The organism is Massilia sp. UYP32 (genome assembly GCF_050434365.1).
Classification (GTDB): Bacteria; Pseudomonadota; Gammaproteobacteria; order Burkholderiales; family Burkholderiaceae_D; genus Telluria; species Telluria timonae.
In genome coordinates this window covers 151,602-175,735 of sequence record NZ_JBNDIK010000012.1, presented here as the reverse complement: position 1 = coordinate 175,735, position 24,134 = coordinate 151,602, and the positions used below count along the sequence as shown (strand labels likewise).

The following is a 24,134-nucleotide window of genomic DNA, read 5'->3' as shown; positions in this document are numbered from 1 at the left end:
CGATGCAAAGACGCCCATCCTCGCGCTCAAAGAATGGCAGCAAAAACGGCCGGAATTATTCGTTAAGCGGGTTTATGAACAGGCGGGACTTGACAGCTAGCCCATGCTCAATTATGTCAATCTTGATATTTTACCCTGCAGCCTATGGCTGATCTTCTCTCGGTGGAGTAATTTTTTGCTGAGGTTGCTGGCCAAATGCTACTCTCATATTGGTTATCGCATTTTTTAGAGAGGGTAAAATTATTCTGCCAGAGTTAAACTGGAAGGATCCACCAGCAATAATTACTGCAACTATAAGTGCGGGAGGGGTTGCGGCAAATACAATGTCAAGAGGGTTTCTTCGGGATATATCAATTATAGATAGCTCGTCTTTAGGGTGTAGTTCGTATAAGGCCAGATCACGAATGGAGGACCAGTGGAAATTAGCGATGCGAGCTTTTATTGTTTTCGAAAACTCAAGTGCTTGGTAGTCCGTTGCTAGTTCTACATGCTGTTGTGAATTAATTTCTTGGTGCGCGGCTACATAAGCGGCACGAAAGAGATAGAGGAAATAGGAAAGATCTCTCGTTGCGATTGGCCCATTTTCTGTGTTAAGGACTGCGCTTATCTCATCTGCCATAATCTATTCCTCTGCATCAGTCGTTTTTGGATTTGAAAGTGCTAAGCTAGTGTAGACAGTAAAGGAAACCAATGCCAAAGTTAGCCCACAGAATACTTGAAATAAAATCATTATTTGAGTAAACCAATTGGCAGGACTTATATCGCCGTAGCCTATAGTTGTCATCGTAACACCGCTGAAATATATGGCTTCGAAAATGTTCTCAAAGAAAAATGGTGAAGCACTTCCTTTAAAGAAAGTTGATGGTAGTATGTAGTATAAAATGCCGAAACTGATGACTAATTCGATATAGCTGTTAAATGCTAAACGTAGTCGGTCGCCAAAATTCAGCTTGCTGGTGGAAGGTAGTCCGTTTAATTTTTCTACCGCATCGTCTAAGAATGCTTTAAAAATCTCAATCGATCTTGAAAATATAAGCCAGCCTAAAAATACAGTAATGAAGTATTTTTCGAGTTTCCAGTTTTCACTCGTAGAGGTTAGTTGAAAAAACACCTCTATCGGTAGTATTAGTGCAATGCTTACCCTCAAATAATAAACATTGTATTTTTTTATGCCATCTGTAATTTTGGTCTTCCCATCGGGTTTTTGGGATAGATTTATTTTATTTCTCTCTGCAAATTTATAAGTCGGAGAAATTATCCAAAAAAACGCATTTGTTTTTTTCTTCATTTTGACTGTTGTCGAAAATTGGTGTCGACAGGATTGCCAAGTAGCCGTTGATGAACTAGTTATGATAAACCCATGGATTGAAAAAAGGCTAACCAATACTCACAGCGTTCCTAGTGCAGCAGCTTCAGCCCCGGCGGCAGCGCATCGCCCAGCAGGCGCGTCTCGACCGCCTGGTCCAGCTCCACCACCTCGCGCACCATCGCCGTCCACATCGGCGGCGCGCCGCTGGCGGCCAGGCGCCGCAGCACGTCTTCGCGCACCGCTTGGCCAATATCGCGCGAGCGGTCGCCCGTCATGCGCGCGATGTGGGCGGCGGCGAGGCCGGCCGGCTCCACCTTGCGCCAGTCCAGTTGCAGCAGTTTTACCAGCCAGCTTTCGGCCACCTCGGGCGGGGCCACTTCGTGGGCGCTCGACTGGAACGACTGGCGCGCGCCAACCCGGCCCAGGGCCCACAGATAGCGGCCATAGCGCGCGCTGGCGCGCGCATCGAGCTTGCCGCCGGACGGGATGCCCTCGATCTGGCCCAGCAGCCATTCACCGATCTCCGCCTTGTAGGCCGACGGAATGCGTTCGAGCGAGGCGCCCACGCGCAGCATGTCTTCTTCGCTGCCGTCGACCAGGGTGACCGGACGGCGTCCGCGCTCCGATTCGTCGGCCTGCAGGTTGAAGGCGAAATCGTCCAGCACGCGCAGCTGCGATGCGGTCGACAGGCCGCCCGCCACCCGGCGCCACAGCGTCCACCATTCGGCGCGCACCTGGCTGTCCTTGTGGTGCTGGACGCCGCCCTCGAACATCGCCCACAGCTGCTCCATGCGCCATTCGTCGAGCGGATGGCCGAAGCCGGGGCGCAGGCAGTAGCCGGCCAGGTTCAGCCAGGCGCGCTCGTGCTCGACCGAGCGCCGCCGGCCTTTCGCGCGCGCCAGCAGGGCGTCGAACAGGCGCCGCAGCAGGGGCGTGGTCCAGCGTTCGCGCGCGCCCAGCAGATGCTCCAGGCCGGCGCGCAGCTGTTTCACTTCCTTCGGATCGACCTGTTTCGAGCGGGCGCCGAACACACGCTCGATCTTGTCGACGGCGGCATCCAGCTCCAGAGGCAGCACCTCTTCCTGCGTATCGCTGTCATCTTCGCCGCGCAACTGGAAGGCGAGCTGCCAGCGCTGGCCGCCATCCTCGGCCACGCAATGCACGTCGAGCGTGCCGACTTCGCTCAGCGTCGTGACCAGCCGCACCGGGGTCTCGCTTGGCGCGCCGCGCGCGGCGCGCAGCACGGTGGCGATCGCCGGCAGGCGCACCACCTCGGACGGATCGAGGTCGACCAGGTCGCCGGCCTGCGGCGGCGCGCCGCTGTCGGCGATGGTCGACACCAGGTGGAAGCGCACCGGACGGCCGACGCGCAGCGCGAAGCTGCGGTCCGCCAGCGCCACCTCGAGCGCGGCCGGCGTGCCGCGCGGGAGCAGGCAGACGGTGCGCAGCTTGTCTCCTTGCGCCTCGCCATCGAGCAGCAGGTAATAGCTGCGCGCGGCGCCGCTTTCGATGGCCGGCGCCAGGCCCTGGCGCGCCAGCGTATAGGCCACGGCGCCGCGGGCGACGGCGATGTCGGGGTTGTCGTTGTGCAGCACGCGCATTGGCGCGCCACGCCATGCCGCCAGGGTATCGACCAGCCGCTGCGCCAGCGCCGCGCCGCGGAACACGCCGCCGTTGAGCAGCACGGTGTCGGGCACCGGCAGCGCGCCATCGTCGGGCAGGCCAAGCGCCTCGCGCGCGGCGGCCGCGTGCTGGCGCAGGAAGCCCGCCAGGTGGCGCGTGATGGCCGGGTCGCTCGCATACGGCAGGCCGAATTCGACGATGCCGGCGCGCGCGCGTTTGGCGTCCTCTTGCGCCGCATTGAGCGGGAAGAAGCCATCGAGCACGATGCGTTCAATGTCCGCGCGCCGCAAGTCGGCCTTGCGGCTGGCGCCGATCAGGCGGCTGCCGGCGCCGAGCAGGGTGACGGTGACGTGGTCGGGCGCATCGTCGGCCAGCAGCTGTTCTTTCGCGGCGCGGCAGCGTTCGGTGAGCTGGGCCAGGCGCGCGCTCGACAGGCGGCTGCGCGTGGCGTCTTCGCCGGCTTGTTCCTCCATGCGCGCTTCGACCAGGTGGGCCAGCGCCAGGTCCATATTGTCGCCGCCCAGGATCAGGTGGTTGCCCACGCCGATGCGGGTGAGCAGCGGCTCGCCATCCCTGGCCTCGACCTTGACCAGGCTGAAGTCGGTGGTGCCGCCGCCGACGTCGGCCACCAGCACCAGGCGCGCATCACCGAGATCCTGCGCCAGGTCGGCGCGATGCCGGTACAGCCAGTCGTACAGCGCGGCCTGCGGTTCTTCCAGCAGACGCACGTCCGGCAGGCCGGCCTGCTTCGCCGCCTCCAGCGTCAGCGCCCGCGCGCCTTCGTCGAACGAGGCGGGAACCGTGAGCACGATCTGCTGGCGTTCCAGCGGCTGCTTGGGGAAGCGCGTGTTCCATGCGGCGCGCAGGTGGGCCAGGTAGCTGGCGCTGGCCGCCACCGGCGACACCTTGGCCACGTCACCTTCGGCGCCCCAGGGCAGGATCGGCGCCATGCGGTCCACGCCAGTATGCGACAGCCAGCTCTTGGCGCTGGCCACCAGGCGCCCCGGCGTGGCCGCGCCGAGTGCGCGCGCCAGGCGGCCGAGGGCGACGCGTTCGACGCCGGCGACATCGAGGGCATGCCAGGGGAGTTGCAGCTCGCCGGGCGCGAGTTCGTCCGCGCCCGGGTGGTAGCGCATCGACGGCAGCAGCGGCGCGCCGGCGACTTCGCCGGGCGCCACCAGCTGGTCGACCGAAAACAGCTCGATCGCGCCCTTGCCGTCATGGGCAAAGGCCAGCACCGTATTCGTGGTGCCAAGGTCGATGCCTACCAGGTACGTCACTGTGCGTCGGAGGCGGGTCGAACGTCGAACTCGACCTTCCAGCGCTGGCCGTCACGGGCGACGGCCGCCAGTTCCAGCGTGCCCGCGTCAGTCGCCAGCGCATGCAGTTTGACCTGCACGACTTCGCCGGCCACACGGCCTTCTGCCGGCAAGGTGGCCTGGATCTCGTTCAGTTCCTGCAGCTCGTCCGGGCCCCAGAATTCCAGCACCTCGCCGATGCGGTCCTGGCGGCGCACGGTCGAACCGAAGAAGCGGAAGGTCACCGGCTCGCCGATCACCAGGCCGAATTCCTGGCCGGGCAGTTCGAGCTCGCTGCCTTCTTCCATGCCGAACGGCGCCACGCACAAGGCTTCCAGCGGTGGCTCCATGCCGGGGATGGCCGGCATCGACGATTCGACGCCGACGTAGTAGGAACGCGCCGTGCCGCCGCGGATGCGCACGCCGCCGCCGCGCCGCGCGTAGCTGAAATAGGCCGCGCCGCGCGCCACTGCCAGGTCCAGGTCGGCGCCTTCGAGCATGCGCGCTGGCTCCGCGCCTTCCATGTACAGCCAGTCGTTGATGGTGTCCATCACGCGCTGGGCCAGGATGCCGGACTTGAACACGCCGCCGTTGAACAGCACCGCGCTCGGATGCAGGAAGGTATGTTCCGCGTTCACGCGGCCCTGGAAACCTTCGAGTTCGGCGGTGGCGCCGGCCTGGCGCGCCAGGAAGGCGGCCAGGTGGCGCGTGATCGCGGCGTCCTGCGCATACGGCAGGCCGAGCTGGGTCAGGCCGGCGCGGGCGCGCACGGCTGGACGCGCCGATGCTTCGACGCGCGGGAAGAAACCGTCGGTAATGAAAGAGGTGACTTCTTCACGCGTGAGTTCGGTGCGGATCGAGCCGCCGATCAGCTTCGAGCCGCGGCTCGGCACCACGATCGGATGGGTGGTGGCGTTGGGGTTGGCCAGCAGTTCTTCCTTGGCGCTGCGGCAGCCATAGGTGAGGGCGCGCATCTGCCAGGCATCCAGTTGCGTGCCGTTGGTGGCGAGCTTGCGCGCCACGAAGTGGGCCAGTGCCAGGTCCATATTGTCGCCGCCCAGCAGGATGTGGTCGCCCACGGCCACGCGGTGCGGTTCGAGCTTGCCGTCGCGTTCCAGGATCGCGATCAGCGAGAAGTCGCTGGTGCCGCCACCGACGTCGACCACCAGGATGATGTCGCCCGGCTGCACTTGCTTGCGCCAGCGGCCGCCGCTGCCCTGGATCCAGCTGTACAGGGCCGCCTGCGGCTCTTCCAGCAGGGTGGGCGCGAAGCCGGCCTGGCGCGCCGCTTCCGCGGTCAGTTCACGCGCGGCCGGGTCGAACGAGGCGGGGATGGTGACCGTGACCGATTGCTGGTCGAACGGCGCTTGCGGATGCGCCGCGTTCCAGGCCTGGCGCAGGTGTTCGAGGTAGCGGGTCGATGCAGCCAGCGGCGAGACGCGCGGCACTTCGTCCGGCGCGTCCTGCGGCAGGATCGCGGCGCGGCGGTCCACGCCAGGGTGGCACAGCCAGCTCTTGGCCGACGACACCAGGCGGATCGGCGTGGTGGCGCCGCGGCTGCGCGCCATCTCGCCCGCCACCGCGGTTTCTTCGCCCTGGCTCCAGGGCAGGGCGCGTTCGCCGGCCGGCATCTCGTCCGGGTGCGGCAGGTAGAGGAAGGACGGCAGCAGCGGCAGCGCCTCGATCGTGCCGGGCGCGGTCAGCTGCGGGATCGGCAGCACCGACTCGACGGCCTTCTCGCCGTCGCTGGCCTGCAGGTCGACATAGGAGAGGGCGCTGTGGGTGGTGCCCAGGTCGATGCCGATGGCATAGCGTGCGTTGTCAAGCTGGCTCACAGTTCCACCTCCGCCGGGGCCAGCACGCGCGCATCGTGGCTCTCGGCCAGCTGCGGCAGCGTGACTTTGGAAGCGCGCCAGCCGCGATGGCTCAAGGTGCCGGTGAACGGCGCCTTGCCGACCACGTTGCCGGTCAGGCGCACGCTGGCGGCGTCGAAGCCTTCGTTGAGGGTGACGCGGCTGCCTTCGGCTTCGTTGCGCACCGGTTCGATGGCGAAATGCTCGCGCAGCACGCGCGCGCAGCCTTCGTGCACGACGCGGGCGGCGGCGCCGATGTCGGCATCCGAATAGGCGGACAGGTTTTCGTGGGCGAAGTCGATCAGGCGCGCTTCGCGCTGGAAGAGGCTCAGCAGTTGCAGGGCCGAATCCGGGGTCGGGGCGCGCAGTGGCGCCGGGGCCGGGGTAGGTGCTGGAGTTGGTGTCGGGACGGGGGCAGGCGCCGGGGCTGGCGCGGCGGTCGGGCCGACGCCGTCATCGCGCACGCGCGCGGCGAACTCGGCGTCGCCGAGCGACTTGAACAGGGCGCCGAAGGCGATCGACAGGCGGCTGAAGAAGCCAGGCAGATTGGAAGGTGTGCTCATTTTTTTCTTGGTAATCAGGTGCGGGATGGCTGCCTGTCATGTCGGACAATGGGAGAGCCACCCCCGGAAAAAGGCGAATCATACCAGTTGGCGCCTGTTTTTCGCGCCGACAACTGGGGGATAAGTTTATTCGATGAGTCGTACACCGCCCACCAGGGCGGCCGAATAATCGGTGAAATCGTCGAGGCCGCGTTTGATGATGGTCACCAGCGCCGGCAGCGGCGACGCCTGATGATCCCATTCGGCGCGGCAGAACTCGCCGGTGCGTTTGAGGTCTTCGGCCAGGGTGGGCGTGATCCAGCCATGTTCTGCCAGCAAGGTGATGACTTCGCGCTCGTCCTGCGGCAGGCCGAGGCGGGCGTTGCCGATCACATAGTCGCCCATCTCGATCGCCGCTTCCCAGGCGCGAATCACGTTCAGGGTGGCGGCATCCTGGCGCGTGATGTCATCAGGGAAAGTATTTGGGTCTTTTTCATACTCGTCGCGGGCACGCCGGCAGCAGCGTTCGATGGTGCCGGCCTTGCTGATCAGAATGTCGTCATCCATGGCGCCTCCGTTTTCGGTGGTCATCGTGCGCCCAACAAGGGGCAAACCATGCAGATGGTGCCAGTACGTCAAACAACAAGGCGCGGCGCCCGTCTTGTCCGGATCATGCGACCAAGGTCCAATTGTCTGAACCGTGCGAGCGGTCGAGCATGTGACAGACATTCCACGGAGGCCTCATGAAGCTCGAAGGAAAGGTTGCTGTCATCACCGGCGCCGCCAGCGGCATCGGCAAGGAAATCGCGCTCACCTATGCGCGCGAAGGCGCGCGCATCGCCATCGCCGACCTCGACCTGGAGGCGGCCGAGCTTGCCGCAGCCGGGATGCGCGACGCCGGCCACCAGGCGCTGGGCGTGGGCATGGATGTCGCCAATGAAGCCCAGGTCGAGGCCGGCATCGAGGCGGTGGTCGCGCAATGGGGCGGCATCGATATCCTGGTGAGCAATGCGGGCATCCAGATCGTGCATCCGATCGAGGCGTTTCCGTTCATCGACTGGCGCAAGATGTTGGCGATCCACCTCGACGGCGCCTTCCTCGCCACGCGCGCCTGCGTGCGGCATATGTACGCGGGCGGCCGTGGCGGCAGCATCATCTATATCGGTTCCGTGCACTCGAAAGAAGCGTCGGTGCTCAAGTCGGCCTATGTCACGGCCAAGCATGGACTGGAAGGCCTGACCAAAGTCGTGGCCAAGGAAGGCGCGAAGCACGGCGTGCGCGCCAATCTGATCGCGCCGGGTTTCGTGCGCACGCCGCTGGTCGACAAGCAGATTCCGGAGCAGGCGCGCGAGCTGGGCATCTCCGAGGACGAGGTCATCAAGAACGTCATGCTCAAGGAAACCGTCGACGGCGAGTTCACGACGGTCCAGGACGTGGCCCGGGTTGCGCTGTTCTTCGCCGCCTTCCCCTCGAATGCGCTCACCGGCCAGTCGCTGATCGTGAGCCATGGGTGGTTCATGGAGTAGGCAACGATAGAAAAGGACCGCCCCGTGAACGCACCCTACGAGCTCGATAGCAACCTCGAAGAACGCCTGTCGAGGAAGCTGCTGGATGTGTTCATCCGGGCCGGCATCGTGTTCGGGCTGGCGCTGCTGAGCTATCGCATCTTCGCTCCCTTCCTGGCGCTGGTGGCCTGGTCGATCATCCTGGCGGTGACCCTGTATCCGGCGCACCAGAAGCTGGCGCAGCGCCTGCGCGGCAAGCAGGGGCTGGCGGCCACGCTGCTGGTGCTGGTCGCCATCGTGGTGATCGGGGTGCCGACGGCGATCCTGATGACCTCGCTCGGCGAATCGCTGCAGAACGCCGTCGCCAGCGTCCGCGCCGGCACCCTGAAGGTGCCCGCGCCGTCGCCCAATGTGGCCGAATGGCCGCTGGTCGGCAAGCGCATCCACGAAGTGTGGTCGGAGGCCTATACCGACTTGCCGGCGCTGCTGCGCAGCAGGCATGCGCAAGTGGCGGACCTGACCAGGAGGGCGCTGCAGGTGGTGGCCAGCATCGCCGGCGCGATGCTGCTGTTCCTGTTCTCGTTCATCGTCGCCGGCATCATCATGGCCTGGGGCCGGGCCAGCGCCAACGGCATCCGGGCCATCTTCGTGCGCATGGTGGGCTTCGAGCGCGGCGAAGAGTTCGCCGTGCTGTGCACGGCGACCATCCGGGCCGTCGCCCTGGGGGTGCTGGGCGTGGCCTTCATCCAGGCCATCGTGATCGGGCTGGTGTTCATCATCGCCGGCGTGCCGTTCGCCGGCCTGCTGTCCCTGCTCATCCTGGTGCTGGGCATCGTGCAGGTGCCGGCCATCCTGGCAACCTTGCCGGTGATTATCTATATCTGGACCAGCGGGGATTACAGCAGCACGCAGGCGATCACGTATTCCGTGCTGCTCCTGGTCGCCGGCTCGCTCGACAATGTGCTCAAGCCGCTCCTGCTGGGACGCGGCGTGGATGCGCCGATGCCCGTGATCCTGCTCGGCGCGCTGGGCGGCCTGGCCAGCGCCGGCCTGCTGGGCATGTTCGTCGGCGCGGTCTTCTTTGCCCTGAGCTACCAGGCCTTCATGTGGTGGGTGGCGAACAGCCCCGATGCCGTGGCGCCGCCGGCGCCTGCGCCGGTGCCTGTGCCTGCGGCGGCGCCGCCGGAGTAGCCGTGTGCGGCGCGCTCGGGAAGTGGTCGGGCAGGGGCGCGCTGGCGCTGGCGGGCGCGGCGCTGCTGGGCGCCTGCACGACGGTCGGGCCCGACTTCGAACGTCCCGGCATGCCGGCCGCGCTGGCCGGCTGGGACGGCGGCTCGCTGGCTTCCCTGAACCCGCGCGCCGGCGCGCAGGGGAGCGCATCGGTCCAGCAATGGTGGCGCAGCTTCGATGATGCCGTGCTCGACGCGCTGATCGCCGAGGCGCAGCGCGTGAACCCCACGGTGCGCGCCGCCGGCCTGCGCATCATGGAAGCACGCGCCGAGCTCGGGATCGCCGGCAGCACGCTCTATCCGCAGGGGCAGCAGTTCAGGAGCGAGTTGCTGCGCGTGGGACAGCGGCGGGCAGGAGGGCGGGACAGCAGCCTGACCGACTTCAACACCAGTGTCGACATCAGTTGGGAGCTTGATTTCTGGGGCAAGTTCAAGCGCGGCATCGAGGCGGCCGACGCCGGCTACCTGGCCAGCATCGCCCGCTACGACGACGTGCAGGTCCTGATGGCGGCCCAGGTGGCCAGCCTGTATTACACGATCCTCACCACCGAGGCGCGGCTGGCGATCGCGCGCGACAATGCGGCCTTGCAACTACGCAGCCTGCAGATCACCGAGCTGCTGTTTCGCGGCGGTAACGAGGCCGAGCTGGATGTGCAGCAGGCCCGGACCTTGTACCTGGGCACCCTCGCCACGATCCCTCCGCTCGAGATCGGCCTGCGCCAGGCGCAGAACGCCCTGAGCACGCTGCTGGCGCGCGCGCCCGGCCCGCTGCCCGAGATGAACGCAAGTGAGGCGGGCCGGCACACAATGACCAGGCTGCCTATGGACCTAGCGGCCGACCTGATTACCGAACTGCCCGCCGATCTGCTGCGGCGCCGCCCGGATGTGCGGGCGGTGGAGATGCAGCTTGCGGCCCAGTCGGCGCTGATCGGCGTGAGCGCGGCCGAGCTCTATCCCTCGATCTCGCTGCTGGGATCGGTGGGCCTGTCGGCCACCTCGCTCGATGGCGCGCCGCGGGTGCTGAACTGGGCGCTCGGATCAAGCCTGCTGTGGAATGTGTTCGACCATGGCCGCCTGAGCAACGGCGTCCTGGTGCAGGATGCCCGCTTCCAGCAGCTCTATGAGCAGTACCAGGGCGCGGTGCTGAATGCGGCGCGCGAGGTCGACGATGCGGCCGCCGGCTTTGCCCGGACGGGCGCGCAGATCGTGCTGCTGGCCGATGGCGTCAAGGCCGCCCAGCGGTCGCTGGATATCGCCAGCTTCCAGTATCGCGAGGGCTTGACCGATTTCCAGCGCGTGCTCGATTCGCAGCGCGTCCTGTATAGCCAGCAAGAGCTCCTGGCCACGACCCGGGGCAGCCTGGTGCAGAACCTGATCGCCCTCTATAAAGCCATGGGCGGCGGCTGGGAACGGGGCAGGAGCCGGCCGCCGGTGGATGAGGCGACCCGCGCCGTCATGGAGCGGCGCAGCGACTGGAAGGACGTCCTGCGCGCGCCCTTGCCGGCGCCCGGCGGGGAGCGCAAACCATGAGCCCGGAACCGGTCAAGCTGGAACAGACGGCGCCGCCGCCCATCCCGGCCGCATCGGGCGCGCCGGCGCCGGCGCGGCCGGGCAGGAAAAGCCGGCTGGGCTTGACCGTCGTGCTGGCCCTGATCGTGGCCAGCCTGGGCTGGTATCTGGTGGCGGATCGCCTGACGCCATATACCTCGCAGGCCCGGGTGCAAGCCTTCGTGGTGCCGGTGGCGTCCGAAGTGACGGGCATGGTGCAGGAGGTCTACGTCAAGAACAACGACGAGGTGGAGGAAGGGCAGCTCCTGTTCCATATCGACCCCAGCACCTACCGCATCGCCCTGCGCCGCAGCCTGGCGGACTATGAATCGGTGCGGCGTTCGGTGAATGCCTCGGCGCTGGCGGTCAAGGCGGCCGATGCGGCGCTGCAGGCCGCCAGGGCCATGCACGTGTTCGCCAAGCAGGATGCGGGCCGGCTGGAACAGATCTTTGCCGAAGACCCCGGCGCGCTGTCGATCCGCCGGGTGCAGAATGCGCGCGCGTCGCTGGCCACGGCGCGCAGCCAGGAAATCGCCGCCCAGGCGGAGCTGCGCCGCGCCGAGGAGGCGGCCGGCGATGAAGGGGAGCGCAATGCGCAGCTGCTCAGCGCCCGCGCGGCGGTCGAGAAGGCCGAGCTCGATCTGGAGCGTACGGCCGTGACCGCACCCGCGCGCGGTCTGGTGACCGACTTGCGCACCGATGTCGGCCAGGTCGTGCAGGCCGGTTCGGCGGCGATGACCCTGATCGCCGTGCACGACCTCTGGATCAGCGCCGACATGACCGAGAATAACCTCGGCAATATCGCGCCGGGCGACGAGGTCGCGATCGTGCTCGACGTGGTGCCGGGCAAGGTGCTGAAGGGTCGGGTGCGCAGCGTGGGCAGCGGGGTCAATGCGGGCCGGGAGGCCAAGGCCGGCACCTTGCCCGAGATCGACAACAGCCGCGACTGGCTGCGTCAGGCGCAGCGCTTCCCGGTCGCCGTGGAGTTCGACCCTTCCGAACGCGCGCAGCTGCGCGCGGCCAGGATCGGCGGGCAGGCCGACGTGCTGGTGTATACGGATGACTACACGGTGATGAACTGGCTGGGCGCCGTCTTCATCCGCCTGATGAGCTACCTTTCTTATCTTTATTGACGATGGAGCGCGCTGACAAGGCGGTCTTGCGGCTGGCGATCGGCCTGGCGCTGGCCGTGCTGCTCGCCTATGGCCTGGCGCTGTCGTCGCCGTTCGTGCTGTGCGTCATGACCGTGCTGATGTTGAGCAAGCCGGGGCCGCCGATGCCCTTGCTCAAGGGGATGGTGGTGGCCCTGCTGGTCGCCGCGGTGCTGGCGGCCGGCGTGCTGATGGTGCCGCTGCTGGAGCATTACGCCAGCGTCGCGCTGGTGTTGACGGCGCTGCTGCTGTACACGGTATTCTTCATCGGCCTGCAAAGCGGCAGCCCGCTGGCGAATATCGTGGCGATTGCTTTCACCCTGATTCCGGTGGCCGGGGTGGTCGACCAGGCCCTGGTGCCGGCGATCAGCACCGCCATCGCGCTGGGGCTGTTTGTCGGCGTGCTGGTCGGCAGCCTGTCGCATGCCTTGTTCCCGGATGGAGCGGACCCCGCCGCCAGGCCGGCGCCCCCCGCCGTTGCCGCGCACACGGCCAGATGGCGCGCCGTGCAGGCCACGCTGGTGGTGATGCCGGTGCTGGTGCTGGCCCTGGTCAACCCGGCCTTCTATCTGTCGGCCATCATCAAGTCGGTGCTGCTGGGCCAGCAGGCCGGCTCCACCGGCGCCCGTTCGGCGGGGCGGATACTGGTCGGTTCGACCCTGGCGGGCGCGGGCATGGCGACCCTGGCCTGGTTCGGCCTGGCGGTGTTGCCGACCCTGTGGATGCTGGTGCTGTGGATGGCCGCCGCGGCGCTGTGGAGCGGGGCCCGGATCTTCGGCCTGAAGGCCTCGGCGCTGCCGCCCTCGTTCTGGAGCAATGCCCTGGTGACCATGCTGATCTTGCTGGGCCCGGCCATCGAGGACAGCGTGGTGGGGAAGGACGTCGGCCACGCCTCGCTCGTGCGGGTGAGCTTGTTCATCGCGCTCGCGCTGTATGCCTGGGCCGTCGTGTGGGCGCTGGAATGGTGGCGCACAGCGAGGGCGCTGCGGCTCGGGCGAGTGAATAAGCAACAGGACGTTTAATTTTAGTCAATACCAGTGACCCAATTGGTATAGCCAAAACGAATAGGTCTTGCAAAACGCGACTTCAGCGAGTACTGTACGTTTATACAGTATTTGTCTGATAAGCCTGACATGACCCATTCAGCCATCCTTGCCGCACCCGAGGCAGTGCACCCATCGCTGTGGCGCGCGTCGCAGCTGGCGCATGCCGACACGCGCTGCATCGACACCGGCCACGCGACGCTCTCGAGCCAGCTTCCCGGCGGCGGCTGGCCCGGCGGCACCCTGGTCGACCTGCACCTGCAGCAGCCCGGCATCGGCGAGATGCGCCTGCTGCGGCCGGCCCTGGCCGCCTGCGCCGAACGCCGCATCGTGCTGCTGCAACCGCCCCATCCACCCCAGGCCCTGGCGCTTGCCGCGCTCGGCCTGGAGCCATCCCAGTTGCTGTGGCTGCGCACGACGCGCACCGCGGATGCACTCTGGGCGGCCGAGCAGGTGTTGCGTAGCGGCAGTTGCGGCGCCTTGCTGTTCTGGGCCAACCATATGCGTAACGACAATCTGCGCCGCCTGCACCTGGCGGCGCAAGGTGGCGAAACGCTGTTTTTCATGCTCCGCCCGCTGGCCGCGGCGCAAGATGCATCTCCCGCGCCTTTGCGTCTTGCGTTGCGGCCGGCGGCCGGCGGCATGAATATCGACTTCGTCAAACGCCGGGGACCGCAGCGCGAGGCGCCGCTGTTCCTTCCTCTTGGATCTTCACTACTGCAACGCCATGCGCCTCTGGATCGGCCTGTATTTGCCCCAGCTACCGCTCGAGGTCTTCAGCCCACGCTGGTTCAGTGAGGCGAGCGAGGCCGGCGGCGTTGTCGGTGGCCCGATTGGGGGGCTGGTAGTTGGCTCGGTTGTTGATCCGGCGGTTGGCCCGGCTGTTGGCCCGGCTGGCGGATCGGATGGCAGCGCGCCTGGCGCTGATGGCCATGGCGGTCCGGGCCGCGACCATGGCAGCGTCATCCTCGAGCAGGAGCGGGTGATGGCGCTGTCGCCGGCGGCGCGCGCTGCCGGCGTGCAGATCGGCATGCGCCGCGGCGGCGTGCTGATGCTGATGCCCGAGGCGCGCATCGAACTGCGCAGCCACGAGCGCGAGGCCGAGGCCATGGAGGCGGTGGCCATGACCATGCTGCAGTACACGCCGCAGGTGGCGCTGGCCGAAGAAGCGACGCTGCTGCTCGATATCGGCGCCAGTTTGCGCCTGTTCGGCGGCATCCGGCGCCTGTGCGAGCGGGTGCGCGCCAATATGGCGGCGCTCGGCTTCACGGCCTGCATCGCCTGCGCGCCCACCGCGCGCGGGGCCTGGCTGCTGGCGCGCCGTAATGCGGGGCGCGCCCTCACGATGGACTCGCTGGTGCGGCGCCTCGACCGCCTGCCGGTGGGCTTGCTGCCGCCGGCGCGGCCGTTCGCCGGCTGGTTCGAGGGCATCGGCTGCCGCCGCCTGGACGAGCTGCGGCGCCTGCCGCGGCCCGGCCTGCAGCGGCGCTGCGGGCGGGCCTTGCTCGACATGCTCGACGCCGCCTATGGCATGCACGCCGAGTTGTTCCAGTGGGTCGCGCCGCCCGAGCGTTTCCATGCGCGGCTCGAATTGTTCGACCGGCTCGAACAGGCCGAACTGCTGCTGGCCGGCGCCCATCGCCTGGTGCTGCAGATGACGGGCTGGCTGTGCGCGCGCCAGCTGGCGGTCGAGCGCATCCGGCTGTCGCTCGATCACGAGCGCGGCCGCATGGCGCGTCCACCGACCCTGGTCGAGGTGGCGCTGGCCGAACCCACCTGGCGCGACGAGCACCTGCTGCGCCTGCTGCGCGAGCGCCTGGCCAAGCTCGAACTCGAGGCGCCCGTGATCGGCATCGGCCTGGAGGCGCAGCAATTGCAGGCGATGGCGCCGCCGACCAATTCGCTGTTCCCCGATCCCGGCGGCAGCGAGGAAGACCGGATGCGCATGATCGAGCTGCTGGTGGCGCGCCTGGGGGCAGACAATGTCTTGCAGGCGCTGCCGATGGCCGATTACCGGCCCGAAGTCGCCAATGCCTGGGTGCCGGTGCAGCAGAAGGTGAGCGCCGCCGCGCGCGCGGCGCAGATGCCGCCCGATGTGCGCAGCCTGCCACGCCCGACCTGGCTGCTGGCCAAGCCGATCGCGCTGCTGATGCGCGACCACCGGCCGTTCTACGGTTCGCCGCTGCGGGTGGCGTCCAATCCCGAACGCATCGAGGCCGGATGGTGGAGCCAGACGCAAACGCGCGACTACTTCATCGCCGAGGGGCAAGACCACGCGCTGTACTGGATCTATCGCGAGCGCATCAACGGCACCGGCGAGGATGCCGCGCCGCGCTGGTTCCTGCATGGATTATTCGGGTGATGAAAGCTTTCGCGGGAGCGATGTCGCGAGTCGATGCCGCCGCTCCAGGGCGCCCGATCCCGCCGCCGCCAGCAGCCGCTTGAACGTCGGGCATTCCATATGCCTCGGCGCCGGGCAAGCCGCCGCATGCCGCAAGCCCTTGCTCATCGCCGTCAATCGCAGCACCAGCGCGTCGATCTCGTCGGCCTTTGCCGCCAGCATGCGCCGGTCGATCTCCGGCTGGGCGCCTGCCCCGAACATCGCCTGTATCTCGTCCAGCGACAAACCCGCAGCCTGTCCCAGCGCGATCAGCGCCAGCCGGTCGAGCACCTCGGGCGTGAACGTGCGCCGCAATCCCTGCCGTCCATTTGAAACGATCAGGCCCCGCTTGTCGTAGTAACGCAGCGTCGATGCCGGCACGCCCGTTCGTTTCGCGACCTCAGCAATATCCACGCAATCCCTCTTGACTTGAAGTTGACTTCAACTTCTATAGTGAGACGCATCGCTTGCCCCGTCAACCACGAAGGAGAATCAACATGAACGAGATCATCGCGATCGTGCTCATCGGCTGCGGCGCCACCGCGCTGCTCGACGCCTGGCTGGCGCTGCTGCGCCGGCTCGGCACGCCGACGCTCGGCATGGCGCTGCTGGGACGCTGGATCGGCCATCTGCTGCGCGGCCGCGTACGGCATGCGGCGATCGGCAAGGCGCATCCGGTGCGCCATGAAACGGCCTTCGGCTGGATCGCGCACTACGCGATCGGCATCGGCTTCGCCGCCGCCCTGGTGGCGCTGGCCGGCATCGACTGGCTGCACGACCCCAAGCTGGCGCCGGCGCTGGCCTTCGGCTTCGTCACGGTGGTGGCGCCCTTGTTCGTGATGCAGCCGGCCATGGGCGCCGGCATCGCCGCCTCCAGGACGCCGACGCCGCTGCGCAACTGCCTGCGCAGCATGACCAACCACATCCTGTTCGGCTTCGCCCTCTACCTGTGCGCCAGGCTCGTGGCCGGGGTGGCGCGATGATGCCGCAAGCGCCGTCGTCCGCCCCAGCGGCCCGCACGCTCGCCGTGGTCTACCACAGCGGACATGGCCACACCGCGCACATCGCCAGCCATGTGGCCGCCGGCGCCGAGTCCGTCCCCGGCACCAGCGCCGTGCTCCTGCAAGCCAGCGACGTGGCGCGCGAGAGCGCCATGCTGGTCGAGTACGACGGCTATATCTTCGGCTCGCCCACCTATCTGGGCGGCGTTTCCGGCCCGTTCAAGCTGTTCATGGATGCGACCGGAGGACTGTGGCGTTCGCGCCGCCTTGCAGGCCGGCTGGCGGCCGGCTTCACCGTGTCTTCGCTGCCGGCCGGCGACAAGCAGTCCACGCTGCTGTCGATGCTCACCTTCTGCATGCAGCACGGGATGCTCTGGGTCGGCAATCCGTTCCTGCCCGAGCAGCATGCCGGCGTGCCGGAGGCAGAAGCGGCGAACCGGCTCGGATCGTGGACGGGCATGATGGCCCAGGCCGGACACGGCGCACCGGCGCATGACTTCCCTCCGGGCGATATCAAGACCGCCCGCATGTTCGGCCGGCACGTGGCCGCCACCTTGCACAGGCTGGGCCGCGTCGAGCCATGAGAGACCTGGCGAACGGTCGCGCCGTCCTGGTAAGGCATAATCCGCCCATCGAAGCCGACCGGAGGAACCATGAAGCGACTCACGAACCTGGCAGCCCTGGCTGCCCTGACGCTGGCCGCGTCGACCCATGCCCACGCCCAGGCGGAGCAGACCCTGGGAACGCCGGGCTTCACCGTCAGGATCACGCAGCAGTGCGAAGAGGGCAACGTCACCTGCGACGACGTGCGCTACGTCGGCACCAGCAAGAAGTCGGGCAAGGCGATCACCCTGCGCGGCAAGACCATGCACTCGACCGCCGCCGATGGCGTCGCGCCCGGCGCCTTCCAGGGCTATGTGTTCAAGTCCGGCCGCGCGACCTATACCGTGTTCGCCGACGGCCGCCTGGTGGTCACCGAAGGCAGGAAGACGCTGGTGAGCCAGCGCGGCGAATGGAAGTGATCCCGGCCTGAACTCACTCCGGCGCCAGCAACTGATCGATCCGGCGCGGATAGTGGTTCAGGAAGTCGCGCGTCACCGCATAGTGCTCGGTGTCCTCGTACGCCATCTCGGTGATGCCGGATGCGTCGAAGGCGAGGATCTTCGCGCCCGGATAGGCCAGCAGGATCGGCGAGTGGGTCACGATGATGAACTGCGACTGCTGCTGCACCAGCTGGTGGATCGCGCGCAGGGCGGCCAGCTGGCGATTGGGCGACAGCGCCGCCTCGGGTTCGTCCAGCAGGTACAGGCCGTTGCCCTTGAATTTGTCGAGCAGGACGCTCATGAAGGCCTCGCCGTGCGAGCGTGCATGCAGGTTGCCGCCATAACTGGCTGAACCGATCTGCTGGTCCATATAGGTGGCGACGTTATAAAAACTTTCTGCGCGCATGAAATAGCTGTCCCTGGGGCGGCGCACGCTGCGCGACATGCGCACATGCCTGGCCAGCGGCGACCTCTCTCCTTGGGTATTGAGCAGCTGGACGGCCATGGTGCCGCCTTCGACCCCGAAGCCCAGCGCCAGTGCGATCGCTTCCAGGATCGTCGACTTGCCACTGCCGTTCTCGCCGACGAAGAACGTCACGTCGGCATGGAACTCGATCGCCTGCAGGTCGCGCACGGCCGGGATGTTGAACGGGAAGGCGTCGAAATCGACGTCGTCGCCGAAATCGGGCCAGACGCGCTGCAGGTAGGGTTTGGCGGCGAACTTGTTCATGAGCGATGACAGAAGAATGCGTGCCGCCAGTGTGCCACAGCGTGCGCACCTAGCGGATTTCCTGTTCCGCGGCGGCGACCACGATGCGCACGTGCTGCTTGCGGCCCGCCGACAACACCCATTCGGCGCGATCGCCCGCCAGCGGCGCATCGGCATCCATCATCGCCACGCCGTCCAGCCGCAGGCCTCCGCCCGCGGCAAGGCGGCGCGCTGCGCCGCGCGATGCCGCCAGCCCGGCTTGCACCGCCAGCTCCGCCAGCGTCACGCCCGCGCTGCGGCGCGCCGCGTCGATCGTATGCGTCGGCATATCGCCCCGATCCGCGCCGCCGAAGGCCGCCGCCGCCGCGCGTTGCGCCGCGTCGAGCGCATCCTGCCCGTGCGCCAGTCGCGTTGCCTCGTTGGCCAGCACGATCTTGGCCTCGTTCAGATCCGCCCCCTGCAGCGCGCCAAGCCGGCGCACCTCATCCATCGGCAGCTCGGTGAACAGCGCCAGGAAGCGTTCCACGTCGCGATCGTCGACATTGCGCCAGAATTGCCAGAAGCCGTAGGGCGACAGGCGATCGGCGTTCAGCCACACCGCGCCATCAAGCGACTTGCCCATCTTCTTGCCATCGCTGGTGGCCAGCAGCGGCATCGTCAGGCCGTACAGGTCGAGCCCGGACTGGCGTCGCCCGAGATCGATGCCGTTGATGATATTGGCCCACTGGTCGGCGCCGCCGATCTGCAGCGTGCAACCGTGGCGGCGCGCCAGTTCGACGAAATCGTAGGCCTGCAGCAGGGTGTAGCCGAATTCGAGGAAGGACAGCGAGTGTTCGAGGCGCGAGCGGATCGCGTCGAAGGTCAGCATGCGGTTGACGCTGAAGTGGCGTCCGACCTGTCCGAGAAAGTCGAGGTAGCCCAGGCCGTCCAGCCACTCGGCGTTGTCGACCACGCTGACATCCGAACCCAGGTAGCGCGTGAAGGCGCCCTTGATGCCGGCGCTATTGGCGTCGATGGCGGCGCCGTCCAGCACCGGGCGCGAGGTGTCGCGAAAGCTCGGGTCGCCGATGCGGGTGGTGGCGCCGCCGATCAGCAGCATCGGACGATGGCCGGCGCGCTGCAGCCAGCGCATCAGCATCAGGCCCTGCAGGTGGCCGACGTGCAGGCTGTCGGCGGTGGCGTCGAAGCCGAGGTAGGCGGTGAGCGGCCTGGCCAGGGCGTGGCGCAGTCCGGTCGCGTCGGTGCACTGGTGGATGAAGCCGCGTTCTTGCAGCAGCTGCAGCAAATCAGGCAGGTCGGAAGTGTGGGTCATGTGGTTTCCTGGTGGTGGAACGCCCCAGGATGACCGATTGCCCATGCGTGGTCCGCCTGAGGCGGACCGGGTTGCGTGACAGCCCCTACCGCCGCGAGGTGCGGTAGGCGTAATAGCTGGCAGGGGAGGTCACGATGAAAGTCATGAGTCCATCTTAGCCGCAGCGGCAAAGACAGGTCAAGATTATTTGACGGCCTTGAACAAGGCGTCCAGGCGATCCTTCGTGCCTGGAATGCGCTCCAGCTTCGGATAGCGCAGGCCGTCGCGATAGTCGAGCGTGATGGTGCGCAGGTTGTCTCCCTTGCGTACCAGGAGCGCGATCGGCGCCTTGCCGTCCTTGTTGGCGCGCACCGCCGCCTTCAGCACGTCGCCCTTGTACACGCGGTTGTTGACGGCCACGATGGTGGTGTTGGCCGCCAGGCCGGCGCGGAAGCCCACGCCGTCCCACACCACGCCGGTGACGTCGCCATTGCTGCGCACCGAGAAGCCGAGCGAATAGGTGAAGTCGGCGCTGCGGCTGCGTTCTTCGACAGCGCGCACGGCATTGCTCGGGGTGTCGCCGTACACCAGCTTCCAGCCGGCGCGGGCCAGGCCGTCGAGCGGCGCGCCCGGACCATGGCCGTCCAGGCGCGCGCGCAGGAACGGCGCCCAGTCGAACTTCTGCACCTTGGTCAATGCGGCCACCACGTCGTCGAAGGTGTAGTACATCGTCTCGATGCTGCCGTCCTCGACGCCGAAGAAGGCGCGCGCGAAGTCTTCCAGGCTGCGCTTGTCGCCCGAGAGTTCGCGGATCCTGGTGTCGACGTCGAGCCAGATCAGCATGCCCTCGGTGTAGTAGTCCTCGCTGCGCTGCCAGTTGCCCCAGCCGATCGGCTTGCGCCCGTTGATGATCGGATCGTTGACCGTGTCCTGCACCGCGCGCCAGTCGCGGCCCTGCGTGTTGTCGTAGCGCGCCGCGTCGATCGCCAGCGCTTCGCGCGCATGGTTCTGCGACACCAGGCCGGAACGCGCCGCCAGCACCTTGCCCCAGAACTGGGTCTGGCCCTCGTACACCCACAGCAGCTCGTTCTGCAGCGGGGTGTTGAAGTTGGCCACGTCCTGGCCCGCGGGACGGCGGAACTTGCCGTTCCACGAGTGCACGAATTCATGCGGCAGCAGTTCGCGGCCGGCTTCGTTGCGGCCCCAGTCGGTGAAGTAGCCGAGCCGCACGCCGTTCTCGCTCGACTGCTGGTGCTCGCGGCCGATGCCGCCGAATTCGTCCGAGATCGCGAACAGGAAGTCGTACTGCTTGTAGTGGCGCGAGCCGAACAGCTTGATGGCCTGGTCGACCATCGCGCGGTGCAGCGCGACCTGCTCGGGCTTCGCTTCCAGGTTCTCGGGATTGTCGGCCACCACGTTCAGCATCACCGGATTCCTAGCGCCCGGCGCCAGGTCGATGCGCTTGAAATAGCGGCCGGCGAACAGCGGCGAATCGACCAGGGTGTCGAGGTCGTGCGGCTTGAAGCGCACCTCGTCGCCGGTGCGGCTTTCCACCGCCAGCGAGCTGGCGAACTGCCAGCCGGCGGGCAGGGTGAGCGTCGGCTGCACCGTGATGCGGCGCGCGTGGTAGCCGGCCGGGTACAGCGCCACCGATTGCCACTGCACGCCGAGGATGTCGTCGGTCATCGTGATGCGGCCCTGGCTGGTGTCCAGCGGCGACAGGAACTGGTATTCGGCCACCAGTTCGGTGGCGCCTTCCGGCACCGTCACATGAAAGGCGTGGACCTGCACCGGGTCGCGCGTCCACTCGAGCGGCTTGCCGCCCGCGCTGAACTTCAGGCCGGCCAGCTGGGTCAGCGGAATATTGGGGCCGTGGTTGCCCGGCGCCCACTGGGGATAGAGCAGGGTCATCGGACCCGCTTGCGCCGGCATCGACAGCCGCATGCTGAAGATCTGCTGCGACAGGTTGCTGGCGTCGACGTGCAGCGCGATCGTGCCCGGATACGGGGCGTTGCCGACGGCAGGGACCTGGGCGGAAGCGGGCAGGGCAAGCGCGAGCGCGAAAGCGAGGGCGCCTGCCTGACGGGCGGCGCGGGCGAGGAAGGGGAAGGCAGTCATCGTGGAGCGGGAAAGCTGAGGGGAACCGGCGAGTGTAGCACCGCATTCCAACACAAATTTCCGTTGATACATCATGCAAATAAAATTTGCAAAAATGCTTAAAAATCCGTATTTCGTATGACTTGAAAATCGTTTGGCGTGACATTAGATTGGTCTCAACGGAATGCTCAACAGAGGTTCCGTCCCTTATCGCTTAACTTTCAAAAGGATATGACATCATGCGTACTTTCGACCTGACTCCCCTGTACCGTTCCGCCATCGGTTTCGATCGCCTGGCCAGCCTGCTCGAGCAACGCGCCGAAGCGCAGCCGAGCTACCCGCCGTACAACATCGAACTGGTGAGCGAAGACCAATACCGTATCGTGATGGCGCTCGCCGGCTTCAGCCGCGACGAGATCGAGATCGTCACCGAGCGTGACAGCCTGCACGTCACCGGCCGCAAGCAGAAGGATGACGTCCAGCGCACCTTCCTGCACCGCGGTATCGCCGCGCGCGATTTCGAGCAGCGCTTCCAGCTGGCCAACCACGTGAAGGTCACCACCGCGTCGTTCGACAACGGCATGCTCACCATCGAACTGGTGCGCGAAGTGCCGGAAGCCCTGAAGCCGCGCAAGATCGCCATCGGCGACGCCGCCGGCGTCATCAGCGGCGACAACGTCAAGACCCTGGAACAGCGCGAAGCCGCCTAAGGCTTGGCAATGCCAGCAACGGTAACGGCCCGGTAGTCGTTTGAAAGAAGGGCGCTCGCAGTCGGGGCGCCCTTCGTACGTCCGGGCCGCCCGCGTTCGCTGATCCTTAAGGCGCGCCTAAGCCCCACGCCTTGTCAACTTAAGCATGATCTAAGGCGGTTGCGCGAAGATACGTCCATCGATGCTCAACATCGATTCAACACATTTTCACCAGGAGCACACACCATGTCGAACCCAAGTGCCGTTACTGCCATCACTGCCAAACGCCTCATGCTGGCCCTGGGTGCCGCGGGCGTCATCGGTGGCGCGGTCGGTGCCATCGCTGTCAATCACAATAATGCCGTCGCCAGTGCCGCGGCCGAAAGCGCGCCTGCCGTTGCAGCTGCCGCGCCGGCCCCATCACCTGCGCCGGCCGCCGCCGCGGGCGCTCCAGCGTCGACCGTGGCCCTGCCAGACTTTACCCGCATCGCCGCCCAGCAGGGCAAGGCGGTGGTCAACATCCGCGTCGTCGGCGGCACCAAGACCGCCAACCGCGGCGGCTTGCCGAACCTCGACCCGAGCCATCCGTTCTATGAATTTTTCCGACAGTTCCAGGATCCACGCGGTGAACGCGGCGGCGATCGTGGGACTCCCGTTTTCGGCGCCGGATCGGGCTTCATCGTAAGCCCGGACGGCGTCATCCTCACCAACGCCCACGTCGTGCAAGGCGCCGACGAAGTGACCGTCAAGCTGCAGGACCGCCGCGAATTCCGCGCCAAGGTCCTGGGCTCCGACCCGCGCACCGACGTGGCCGTGCTGAAAATCGACGCCAAGGGCCTGCCCGTGGCGCCGATCGGCAAATCGCAGTCGCTGCTGGTGGGCGAATGGGTGCTGGCCATCGGTTCGCCGTTCGGCCTGGAAAGCACCGTCACCGCCGGCGTGGTCAGCGCCACCGGCCGTTCGATCCAGGGGGATTCCAACGTGCCGTTCATCCAGACCGACGTCGCCGTCAACCCCGGCAACTCGGGCGGCCCGCTGTTCAATACCCGCGGCGAAGTCGTCGGCATCAACTCGCAGATCTACAGCATGACCGGCGGCTACCAGGGCCTGTCGTTCTCGATCCCGATCGACCTCGCGGTGCGCATCAAGGACCAGATCGTCGCCACCGGCAAGGTGCAGCATGCCAAGCTGGGCGTGGGCGTGCAGGAGGTCAGCCAGGCCTTCGCAGACTCGTTCAAGCTCGAGACGGTCGAAGGCGCCCTGGTCTTCAGCGTCGAACGCGGCGGCCCGGCCGAACGCGCTGGCCTGAAGTCGGGCGACGTGATCCGCCGTGCCAACGGCAAGAACATCGTCTCGTCGATCGAGCTGCCGGCCATGCTGACCCTGGCCAAGCCAGGCGACAAGGTGGCGCTCGATGTCTGGCGCGAAGGTAAACTGGTGCGTATCGATGCGACCCTGGGCAATGCCGCCGACAAGCCGCGTCGTGAACAGGAACTGGCCGAGGTGGCCGACAACAGCGCCAAGCTGGGCCTGACCCTGCGGCCGTTGGCCCCGGTCGAGCGCCGCCAGAGCGGCATCCCGTCGGGCCTGGTGATCGAGGACGCCTCCGGCGCCGCCATGATGGCCGGCATCGAGCCGGGCGACGTGCTCATCTCGGTCAACGGCCGTCAGGTCAATTCGGTCGAGCAGGTGCGCGACATGGTGTCCAAGGCCAGCAAGTCGGTGGCCTTGCTGATCCAGCGCGGTGGTGACAAAATCTTCATTCCGGTGCGGATCGGCTAAAAAGCGTCCTCGACCCGCACGGGCTTCATATTAGGGAAACA

Annotated in this window: 22 protein-coding genes; 12 read left to right on the top strand and 10 right to left on the bottom strand. The window is 66.5% G+C overall.

Features of this window, described 5'->3' with window-relative positions:
- Nucleotides 1-142: 142 nt before the first annotated feature.
- The 6 genes from ABIB42_RS11680 to hepT form a co-directional block, all read right to left on the bottom strand.
- Nucleotides 143-619 carry a hypothetical protein gene (locus ABIB42_RS11680; protein WP_157225397.1) on the bottom strand — a complete coding sequence of 159 codons (477 nt, stop codon included), beginning with the start codon at nt 617-619 and terminating at the stop codon, nt 143-145.
- Nucleotides 620-622: 3 nt separating this feature from the next.
- On the bottom strand, nt 623-1,288 hold the full coding sequence (locus ABIB42_RS11675; protein ID WP_081589824.1) for a potassium channel family protein: 666 nt from the start codon (nt 1,286-1,288) through the stop codon (nt 623-625).
- A gap of 110 nt (nt 1,289-1,398) precedes the next feature.
- Entirely contained in the window at nt 1,399-4,212 is a 2,814-nt protein-coding gene (locus ABIB42_RS11670) for an Hsp70 family protein (protein ID WP_429248392.1), read from the bottom strand.
- A complete protein-coding gene (locus ABIB42_RS11665; protein WP_005662893.1) occupies nt 4,209-6,065 on the bottom strand; it encodes an Hsp70 family protein in 1,857 nt (618 codons plus the stop codon). The genes ABIB42_RS11670 and ABIB42_RS11665 overlap by 4 nt, the downstream gene beginning before the upstream one ends.
- Nucleotides 6,062-6,646 carry a DUF2760 domain-containing protein gene (locus tag ABIB42_RS11660; RefSeq protein ID WP_005662890.1) on the bottom strand — a complete coding sequence of 195 codons (585 nt, stop codon included), beginning with the start codon at nt 6,644-6,646 and terminating at the stop codon, nt 6,062-6,064. Before ABIB42_RS11660 ends, ABIB42_RS11665 begins: the two co-directional genes overlap by 4 nt.
- A gap of 126 nt (nt 6,647-6,772) precedes the next feature.
- On the bottom strand, nt 6,773-7,192 hold the full coding sequence (hepT, locus tag ABIB42_RS11655) for a type VII toxin-antitoxin system HepT family RNase toxin (protein WP_005662888.1): 420 nt from the start codon (nt 7,190-7,192) through the stop codon (nt 6,773-6,775).
- Between the two features lie 176 nt (nt 7,193-7,368).
- Between hepT and ABIB42_RS11650 the strand changes: the two genes are divergently transcribed.
- From ABIB42_RS11650 to ABIB42_RS11620, 7 genes are all read left to right on the top strand, one after another.
- Nucleotides 7,369-8,151: a 3-hydroxybutyrate dehydrogenase gene (locus tag ABIB42_RS11650; RefSeq protein WP_005662886.1), complete on the top strand. Its 783-nt coding sequence runs from the start codon at nt 7,369-7,371 to the stop codon at nt 8,149-8,151.
- 24 nt (nt 8,152-8,175) lie between these two features.
- Nucleotides 8,176-9,321, top strand: coding sequence for an AI-2E family transporter (locus ABIB42_RS11645; RefSeq protein WP_184239184.1), 1,146 nt, complete (start codon nt 8,176-8,178; stop codon nt 9,319-9,321).
- A gap of 2 nt (nt 9,322-9,323) precedes the next feature.
- Complete coding sequence (locus tag ABIB42_RS11640; protein ID WP_312160700.1) at nt 9,324-10,889, top strand: efflux transporter outer membrane subunit; 1,566 nt, start codon at nt 9,324-9,326, stop codon at nt 10,887-10,889.
- Nucleotides 10,886-12,040 carry an HlyD family secretion protein gene (locus ABIB42_RS11635; RefSeq protein WP_312485409.1) on the top strand — a complete coding sequence of 385 codons (1,155 nt, stop codon included), beginning with the start codon at nt 10,886-10,888 and terminating at the stop codon, nt 12,038-12,040. The genes ABIB42_RS11640 and ABIB42_RS11635 overlap by 4 nt, the downstream gene beginning before the upstream one ends.
- A 2-nt stretch (nt 12,041-12,042) precedes the next feature.
- Nucleotides 12,043-13,080, top strand: coding sequence for a DUF2955 domain-containing protein (locus ABIB42_RS11630; protein ID WP_005662878.1), 1,038 nt, complete (start codon nt 12,043-12,045; stop codon nt 13,078-13,080).
- Between the two features lie 111 nt (nt 13,081-13,191).
- Nucleotides 13,192-13,899: a translesion DNA synthesis-associated protein ImuA gene (gene imuA / locus ABIB42_RS11625; RefSeq protein ID WP_005662877.1), complete on the top strand. Its 708-nt coding sequence runs from the start codon at nt 13,192-13,194 to the stop codon at nt 13,897-13,899.
- Nucleotides 13,829-15,463, top strand: a complete 1,635-nt coding sequence (locus ABIB42_RS11620; protein ID WP_429248391.1) for a Y-family DNA polymerase — start codon at nt 13,829-13,831, stop codon at nt 15,461-15,463. Before imuA ends, ABIB42_RS11620 begins: the two co-directional genes overlap by 71 nt.
- On the opposite strand, the gene ABIB42_RS11615 is transcribed toward ABIB42_RS11620, so the two are convergent.
- Nucleotides 15,452-15,895 carry a helix-turn-helix domain-containing protein gene (locus ABIB42_RS11615; RefSeq protein WP_005662871.1) on the bottom strand — a complete coding sequence of 148 codons (444 nt, stop codon included), beginning with the start codon at nt 15,893-15,895 and terminating at the stop codon, nt 15,452-15,454. The two genes, ABIB42_RS11620 and ABIB42_RS11615, sit on opposite strands and share 12 nt — an antisense overlap.
- 83 nt (nt 15,896-15,978) lie before the next feature.
- On the opposite strand from ABIB42_RS11615, the gene ABIB42_RS11610 reads away from it, so the two are divergent.
- The 3 genes from ABIB42_RS11610 (at nt 15,979) to ABIB42_RS11600 (ending at nt 17,504) form a co-directional block, all read left to right on the top strand.
- Nucleotides 15,979-16,464: a DUF2938 domain-containing protein gene (locus ABIB42_RS11610; protein ID WP_429248390.1), complete on the top strand. Its 486-nt coding sequence runs from the start codon at nt 15,979-15,981 to the stop codon at nt 16,462-16,464.
- Nucleotides 16,461-17,066, top strand: a complete 606-nt coding sequence (locus ABIB42_RS11605) for a flavodoxin family protein (RefSeq protein ID WP_429248389.1) — start codon at nt 16,461-16,463, stop codon at nt 17,064-17,066. The genes ABIB42_RS11610 and ABIB42_RS11605 overlap by 4 nt, the downstream gene beginning before the upstream one ends.
- Nucleotides 17,067-17,135: 69 nt before the next feature.
- A complete protein-coding gene (locus ABIB42_RS11600; protein ID WP_429248388.1) occupies nt 17,136-17,504 on the top strand; it encodes a hypothetical protein in 369 nt (122 codons plus the stop codon).
- 13 nt (nt 17,505-17,517) lie between these two features.
- Here ABIB42_RS11600 and ABIB42_RS11595 read toward each other — a convergent pair whose 3' ends face one another.
- From ABIB42_RS11595 to ABIB42_RS11585, 3 genes are all read right to left on the bottom strand, one after another.
- Complete coding sequence (locus ABIB42_RS11595) at nt 17,518-18,255, bottom strand: AAA family ATPase (protein WP_005662864.1); 738 nt, start codon at nt 18,253-18,255, stop codon at nt 17,518-17,520.
- A gap of 49 nt (nt 18,256-18,304) precedes the next feature.
- A complete protein-coding gene (tyrS, locus tag ABIB42_RS11590; RefSeq protein ID WP_429248387.1) occupies nt 18,305-19,546 on the bottom strand; it encodes a tyrosine--tRNA ligase in 1,242 nt (413 codons plus the stop codon).
- A gap of 183 nt (nt 19,547-19,729) precedes the next feature.
- Nucleotides 19,730-21,643 (bottom strand): M61 family metallopeptidase, encoded by a 1,914-nt coding sequence (locus tag ABIB42_RS11585; protein ID WP_273163800.1) that lies wholly within the window; start codon nt 21,641-21,643, stop codon nt 19,730-19,732.
- Nucleotides 21,644-21,861: 218 nt separating this feature from the next.
- Between ABIB42_RS11585 and ABIB42_RS11580 the strand changes: the two genes are divergently transcribed.
- Both ABIB42_RS11580 and ABIB42_RS11575 read left to right on the top strand, forming a co-directional pair.
- Nucleotides 21,862-22,332: an Hsp20 family protein gene (locus tag ABIB42_RS11580; RefSeq protein ID WP_005662858.1), complete on the top strand. Its 471-nt coding sequence runs from the start codon at nt 21,862-21,864 to the stop codon at nt 22,330-22,332.
- A 225-nt stretch (nt 22,333-22,557) separates the two neighbouring features.
- Complete coding sequence (locus tag ABIB42_RS11575; RefSeq protein WP_005662856.1) at nt 22,558-24,093, top strand: Do family serine endopeptidase; 1,536 nt, start codon at nt 22,558-22,560, stop codon at nt 24,091-24,093.
- Nucleotides 24,094-24,134: the final 41 nt, after the last annotated feature.

Coding starts and splice junctions, on each gene's coding strand:
- ABIB42_RS11595 (WP_005662864.1), bottom strand. CDS start 18,255: ATGAACAAGTTCGCCGCCAAACCCTACCTGCAGCGCGTCTGGCCCGAT.
- ABIB42_RS11620 (WP_429248391.1), top strand. CDS start 13,829: ATGCGCCTCTGGATCGGCCTGTATTTGCCCCAGCTACCGCTCGAGGTC.
- ABIB42_RS11660 (WP_005662890.1), bottom strand. CDS start 6,646: ATGAGCACACCTTCCAATCTGCCTGGCTTCTTCAGCCGCCTGTCGATC.
- ABIB42_RS11630 (WP_005662878.1), top strand. CDS start 12,043: ATGGAGCGCGCTGACAAGGCGGTCTTGCGGCTGGCGATCGGCCTGGCG.
- hepT (WP_005662888.1), bottom strand. CDS start 7,192: ATGGATGACGACATTCTGATCAGCAAGGCCGGCACCATCGAACGCTGC.
- ABIB42_RS11575 (WP_005662856.1), top strand. CDS start 22,558: ATGTCGAACCCAAGTGCCGTTACTGCCATCACTGCCAAACGCCTCATG.
- ABIB42_RS11600 (WP_429248388.1), top strand. CDS start 17,136: ATGAAGCGACTCACGAACCTGGCAGCCCTGGCTGCCCTGACGCTGGCC.
- ABIB42_RS11605 (WP_429248389.1), top strand. CDS start 16,461: ATGATGCCGCAAGCGCCGTCGTCCGCCCCAGCGGCCCGCACGCTCGCC.
- tyrS (WP_429248387.1), bottom strand. CDS start 19,546: ATGACCCACACTTCCGACCTGCCTGATTTGCTGCAGCTGCTGCAAGAA.
- ABIB42_RS11585 (WP_273163800.1), bottom strand. CDS start 21,643: ATGACTGCCTTCCCCTTCCTCGCCCGCGCCGCCCGTCAGGCAGGCGCC.
- ABIB42_RS11580 (WP_005662858.1), top strand. CDS start 21,862: ATGCGTACTTTCGACCTGACTCCCCTGTACCGTTCCGCCATCGGTTTC.
- ABIB42_RS11635 (WP_312485409.1), top strand. CDS start 10,886: ATGAGCCCGGAACCGGTCAAGCTGGAACAGACGGCGCCGCCGCCCATC.
- imuA (WP_005662877.1), top strand. CDS start 13,192: ATGACCCATTCAGCCATCCTTGCCGCACCCGAGGCAGTGCACCCATCG.
- ABIB42_RS11650 (WP_005662886.1), top strand. CDS start 7,369: ATGAAGCTCGAAGGAAAGGTTGCTGTCATCACCGGCGCCGCCAGCGGC.
- ABIB42_RS11680 (WP_157225397.1), bottom strand. CDS start 619: ATGGCAGATGAGATAAGCGCAGTCCTTAACACAGAAAATGGGCCAATC.
- ABIB42_RS11675 (WP_081589824.1), bottom strand. CDS start 1,288: ATGAAGAAAAAAACAAATGCGTTTTTTTGGATAATTTCTCCGACTTAT.
- ABIB42_RS11610 (WP_429248390.1), top strand. CDS start 15,979: ATGAACGAGATCATCGCGATCGTGCTCATCGGCTGCGGCGCCACCGCG.